Origin of the sequence: Citrobacter sp. wls619 (genome assembly GCF_005281345.1) — a bacterium.
In the GTDB taxonomy this organism is placed as follows: domain Bacteria; phylum Pseudomonadota; class Gammaproteobacteria; order Enterobacterales; family Enterobacteriaceae; genus Citrobacter.
The window spans coordinates 1-456 of the sequence record NZ_SZXJ01000036.1; the positions used below are offsets into that span (position 1 = coordinate 1).

Below are 456 nucleotides of genomic sequence, written 5' to 3' on the forward strand. Positions count from 1 at the left end.
CCTTCCTCCTCGCTGAAAGTACTTTACAACCCGAAGGCCTTCTTCATACACGCGGCATGGCTGCATCAGGCTTGCGCCCATTGTGCAATATTCCCCACTGCTGCCTCCCGTAGGAGTCTGGACCGTGTCTCAGTTCCAGTGTGGCTGGTCATCCTCTCAGACCAGCTAGGGATCGTCGCCTAGGTGAGCCGTTACCCCACCTACTAGCTAATCCCATCTGGGCACATCCGATGGCAAGAGGCCCGAAGGTCCCCCTCTTTGGTCTTGCGACGTTATGCGGTATTAGCTACCGTTTCCAGTAGTTATCCCCCTCCATCGGGCAGTTTCCCAGACATTACTCACCCGTCCGCCACTCGTCACCCAAGGAGCAAGCTCCTCTGTGCTACCGTTCGACTTGCATGTGTTAGGCCTGCCGCCAGCGTTCAATCTGAGCCATGATCAAACTCTTCAATTTAA

The 456-nt window shown here is 55.3% G+C and carries 1 rRNA gene; it reads right to left on the minus strand.

Going from position 1 to position 456, the window contains the following annotated elements:
• Window positions 1-454: ribosomal RNA gene (locus FDX19_RS07270) — 16S ribosomal RNA — on the minus strand; the annotation flags it as partial.
• Between the last annotated feature and the right edge of the window lie 2 nt (window positions 455-456).